The organism is Aequoribacter sp. (assembly GCF_965659035.1).
In the GTDB taxonomy this organism is placed as follows: Bacteria; Pseudomonadota; Gammaproteobacteria; order Pseudomonadales; family Halieaceae; genus Aequoribacter.
The window spans coordinates 1-4,516 of the sequence record NZ_CBFHWH010000117.1 but is presented as its reverse complement, the minus strand read 5'-3'; the positions used below and the strand labels follow the sequence as shown (position 1 = coordinate 4,516).

Sequence of the window (4,516 nt, the reverse complement as noted above, 5' to 3'; positions counted from 1 at the left end):
CAAGCCCGAAGGTTAAGTCTGGGGCTTTCTTCCGAAGATTACGCTTTGCAAATGGGAGCATTGTTCGCGCCGTTTACAGAAGTGGCGGCCAGCAACCCTTATGCGATGAGTCAAAAAACCCTGAGCGCAACCGAAATCGCCACAATTACCGAGCGCAATCGTATGGTGGGCGATCCGCATCCCAAAAGCGTTGTAGCAAGGGACTGGGTGAATCAGGGTGCCGCGGTGGTTATAGTGTCAAGCGCGCTTGCCGATTCGTTGGGTATTGCTGACGATAAGCGGGTGTATGTCCATGGCTACGCCGATACCGTTGAGAGGGTTGTGTTGGAACGTCCCGATTTAGGTGTAAGTCCTGCCATGCACAGTGCTTACGACGTCGCACTGGCTGCCGCTGGCAAGACCTTTGCTGACATGCGCTACGTCGATTGTTATAGCTGCTTCCCTATTGCAGTGTTCAACGCCCTGGATCATTTCGGATTGCCCTCTAATGGGGATGTGCCTTATACCCTTACCGGTGGGCTCCCCTATTTTGGTGGTCCCGGCAATAACTACTCGATGCACGGTATTGCTGAGGCGGTAGCGTGCGCTCGTGCAGATCGTGGGGCCTTTGCTCTAGTGGGTGCCAATGGTGGCTACATGTCAAAACACTCAGTCGGTATTTACTCGACCGAGCCCTGCGCTTGGCCTGACAATGGCAACAGCCGTACACAGGTCGAACTTGATGCAGTTGGGTCTGTTCCCCTAGATCTGGAACCGGCAGGTAATTACAAACTAGAAACTTACACAGTGATTTACAGAGGTGATCAACCCCAGGTTGCCATTGCGATTGGTCGAAGCGCGGCAACAGGACATCGGGCGATTGCCGTATCACCCGATCCTGACGTGATGCAAAGAATGGGTGAACTAGCTCTGGGCGCTGCCATCGCCATAACCGCGGGTCAGTCCGTTAACACGTTCGTGATTGTGTGACAGTGTGTTCAAAGTAATGCGGTAGGGTTTGACTCGCCGAGTTGTTAGAGTGGGGCTTTGAGTGTGAGTTGTATTGTATGAGTAACAATGTGATCCCTGAGGGGTTTGTGCGCTGTGCTTTCGAAGTGGCAGTGCCGTTTATTGACAATTTAGAAGTGTATTATCGCGAGCACGCAGATAGCGTTGATATCGGCGCTTGGGTATTAGACGACTATCGTAATGGCGGACCGATGGCACACGGTGGTTTTTTAATGACTCTAGGTGACATCGCAACGGGTCACGCTGTGACTATGCGCAAGGGGACTAATCGCTTTAGCGTACACGTTAGCTTTAATATGAGTTTTTACACCGGTGTACCGGTAGGGTCGTGGATTGAAGTGCGCGCAAAAGTCACCAAAGAAGGGCGAGAGCTGGTGTTTTCGACCTGTGATTACGTGGTTGATGGGCAAGTGGTAGGCCACGCAGATGCCGTTATGAAGTCGGCGGAGATACGTCGTGGGACTCAGCCGGTAAGAGATGCGTAATATGCGCTATCAAAGCTTTCAATGCGATTTAGTCCGCTATCCATTCACTATAAAACTCAGCACCCGATATGGCGATTGCGATGTCTTGGCGCACATCAACAATGTCGCCTTTGCCCGGCTATTCGAAGAGTCGAGAATACGCTTTAATCTGGCCTTGCATAAATCAGACAACTTGAGTCATTTTGGGCGTCGAGATCGATTGATGTTGGTCGCGACCCACATATTCTACTTAGCAGAAATGAATTACCCATCGGATGTCACGATCGGCGTCGGCGTTATGCGTATTGGGTCAAGTTCGTATACGCTGAGTTGCGCGATGTTTAATGAGCAGGGCGATTGCGTAGCGGTCAATCAATCGACGATTGCCAATGGTGAAAATGGCAAGAGTTCGCCCATGAGCGACGAATTGCGCCAGGCGGCTGGTCAATTCTTAATGAATCTTGAGGGTGTTGAGGTACAAGAGTGAAGCAGCTGCCCACACCTTATGGGCACAGCCCTTTACGCCGCCCCAATTCGGTAAGGCGAACCACCCACATTGATATGACATGGCCGGATGGCGAAGAGCGCCCTATGCAGTTTGTAGGCTGTGGGCGCGACATTTTAACCACGGAGCAAGACCACCCGATACAAGTGCTGGTGCAAGACGACTTCACGGCGAGCGTCACCATGGATCGAAAGATATTGTCTATTGAGTCATGCTGTCGTCGTTGCGATGTAAGTGCTCTCGCAGGATTCACCGGCGGAGCTTACTTGCGTGCAGTCTTGCAAGAGCGCTTTCCAGACGAGCGCAAAGCGGGTACGCCACTGTATTTATTGCTCGATGACTTGTCTGGCGCCAGTTTGATTGCGGGTTGGGCGTTTACTCAACGTCCGGGCTATGTGGACGATTTTAATATTCAGGTGGTTGAAGATCCGAGTTTAAGACAAACGATGATGAACGTTTGTCTCGGTTTTGCCGAGGGTTCTACCTCGTTATCGGGTGAGTTGGGCAGTACCACCAGCGAACGTTGTGCAGTGGTAAAGTCTTTAGTGAACCCTGAAGACCCCGATGGATGGCCTGTAATGGCCGAATACTGTGAAACCTCGATGCGGCGAGCGCGCCGAATCGACGTCTGGCCAGAGGGTGATGTCACTCGAGCCGAGGTGTATTTTCAGGACACAGCGAGTAGGGCAGATGGATCCCGCGTAGCCGTTCATGAGTATTGTTTGCAGGCCACTATCGATACAGTAAGCGGAACGCTGACGCGTCTTGATGCGGAACCGCACATCTTACCTTACCCAGAGTGCCCAAATGCCATTGCTAATCTTGATCGTCTGATTGGGACCCCGGTGAAAGAGCTAAGAACAACCGTGTTAAAACGCCTAGCCCGGATCGAAGGCTGTACCCATCTCAATGATGCTGTCAGAAGCCTGGCGGAAGTGCCGGTTTTGGCGAATTATCTGAGTTAGCGCTCGAGTATTGTCGTGTTCAATAGTGCAAGAGGGAAGGGGGTAAGGCTCTAACGAGCCCTACCCGAGAGGGTTGGTTTAAACGCGCTCGATAATAATCGCGGGCGCCATACCGCCGGCGGCGCACATCGTCACCAAGCCAAACTGCAGGTCGCGACGCTCGAGTTCATCCAGAATCGTGCCGATTAAAATCGAACCGGTAGCACCGATCGGGTGGCCAAGCGCCATGGCGCCACCGTTGACGTTTACCTTGTCGCGATCAAGATTTAAATCACGAATAAACTTCTCGGCAACAACGGCGAAGGCCTCGTTGATTTCAAACAAATCGATGTCCGAAATCTGCATGCCGGCTTTTTGCAGTACTTTTTTCGCCGCCGGAACGGGGGCGTTCAGCATAAGCTCGGGCGAGTCACCCATATTCGCCATAGCAACAATACGCGCGCGAGGTTTCATACCGTGTGCTTTGGCATAGTCAGGTGAGGCCATCAGAATGGCCGCAGCGCCGTCGACTACGCCCGAAGAGTTGCCTGCGTGATGCATGTGCTTGATATCTAAGCCGGGATAAGCCTGATGCACCAACTGTTTGTAGGTCGTGCCTGCCTCGTTTAGGGGATAGTCCGCCATTGGCGCAAACGACGGTTGCAGTGCTGAGAGCGATTCAAGCGTTGTGCTGGGACGCGGGAACTCTTCATGATCGAGTGCTAGGGACCCATCTGGCCGATATACAGGGATCAAGCTTTTGGCGAAATGCCCATTCTTAATCGCGTAATCTGCTCGCTGCTGTGAGACCACTGCCAACGAATCAAGTGCGGTACGATCAATGCCTTCCAAGGTGGCAATAACGTCCGCGCAAATTCCCTGATGGGGCTGGGGATGACGCTCGCGTAAACGCAGGTTGTCGCTGTCGATAAAGGGCGATTGCGTTGGGTCTGAACCAAAGGTCGACATCATCTCACAGCCACCGGCTATGACTAGGTCTTCAAAGCCGCTCATGACGGATGCCGCGGCCATGTTGACCGACGTGATGCCAGAGCCACAGAAGCGGTCGAGCGTAACGCCAGAGGCGCGAGTGTCGTAGCCGGCGTCAAGTGCTGCCATACGGGCTAAATCACCGCCTTGCTGACCGCGCTGTGAGCTGGTACCAAAAATGATATCGTCAACTTCTGCGGTATTGAGTTGATTGCGTTCGGCAATGGCTGCCAATACGGTAGCTCCAAGATGCTGAGGATGCTGGTCCGCGAGTGCGCCTTTGCCTTTTTTACCGATGCCGCGCGGAGTGCGACAGGCGTCAATAATCCATGCTTCTGCCATGATATTCTCCTTAGCGACCTTTCCATACGGGTGCACGTTTTTCGGCAAAAGCCGTCGCACCTTCAATGGCGTCTTCACTGTTCATGACCGGCGTGACGATTGCATTTTGATTGGCAAACATAACGTCACTGGTCCAGTCTTGTGCGCTGTCGACCACTTCTTTACTTTTGGCTACCGCTAGCGGACCATTGGCAGCGATCTTGGCAGCCAGGGCCTTGGCGCCCTCGAGTGCCGTTCCCGCTGCGACTACTTGGTTAATTAGG

At 53.0% G+C, this 4,516-nt stretch carries 5 protein-coding genes and 1 pseudogene; 4 read left to right on the top strand and 2 right to left on the bottom strand.

Going from position 1 to position 4,516, the window contains the following annotated elements; genetic code table 11:
* From ACTF5Z_RS11265 to ACTF5Z_RS11250, 4 genes and pseudogenes are all read left to right on the top strand, one after another.
* Positions 1–969: pseudogene (locus tag ACTF5Z_RS11265) on the top strand (acetyl-CoA acetyltransferase); the annotation flags it as partial.
* A 77-nt stretch (positions 970–1,046) separates the two neighbouring features.
* Positions 1,047–1,493, top strand: a complete 447-nt coding sequence (locus ACTF5Z_RS11260) for a PaaI family thioesterase (RefSeq protein WP_438985718.1) — start codon at positions 1,047–1,049, stop codon at positions 1,491–1,493.
* Between the two features lies 1 nt (position 1,494).
* Complete coding sequence (locus ACTF5Z_RS11255; RefSeq protein WP_438985717.1) at positions 1,495–1,959, top strand: acyl-CoA thioesterase; 465 nt, start codon at positions 1,495–1,497, stop codon at positions 1,957–1,959.
* Positions 1,960–2,063: 104 nt separating this feature from the next.
* Complete coding sequence (locus tag ACTF5Z_RS11250) at positions 2,064–2,942, top strand: DUF2889 domain-containing protein (RefSeq protein ID WP_438985716.1); 879 nt, start codon at positions 2,064–2,066, stop codon at positions 2,940–2,942.
* A 78-nt stretch (positions 2,943–3,020) separates the two neighbouring features.
* Here the strand turns inward: ACTF5Z_RS11250 and ACTF5Z_RS11245 are convergent, their stop codons facing one another.
* Both ACTF5Z_RS11245 and ACTF5Z_RS11240 read right to left on the bottom strand, forming a co-directional pair.
* On the bottom strand, positions 3,021–4,253 hold the full coding sequence (locus ACTF5Z_RS11245; RefSeq protein ID WP_438985715.1) for an acetyl-CoA C-acetyltransferase: 1,233 nt from the start codon (positions 4,251–4,253) through the stop codon (positions 3,021–3,023).
* A gap of 10 nt (positions 4,254–4,263) precedes the next feature.
* Positions 4,264–4,516: enoyl-CoA hydratase-related protein (locus ACTF5Z_RS11240; RefSeq protein ID WP_438985714.1), on the bottom strand; the 253-nt coding region annotated here is incomplete at its 5' end.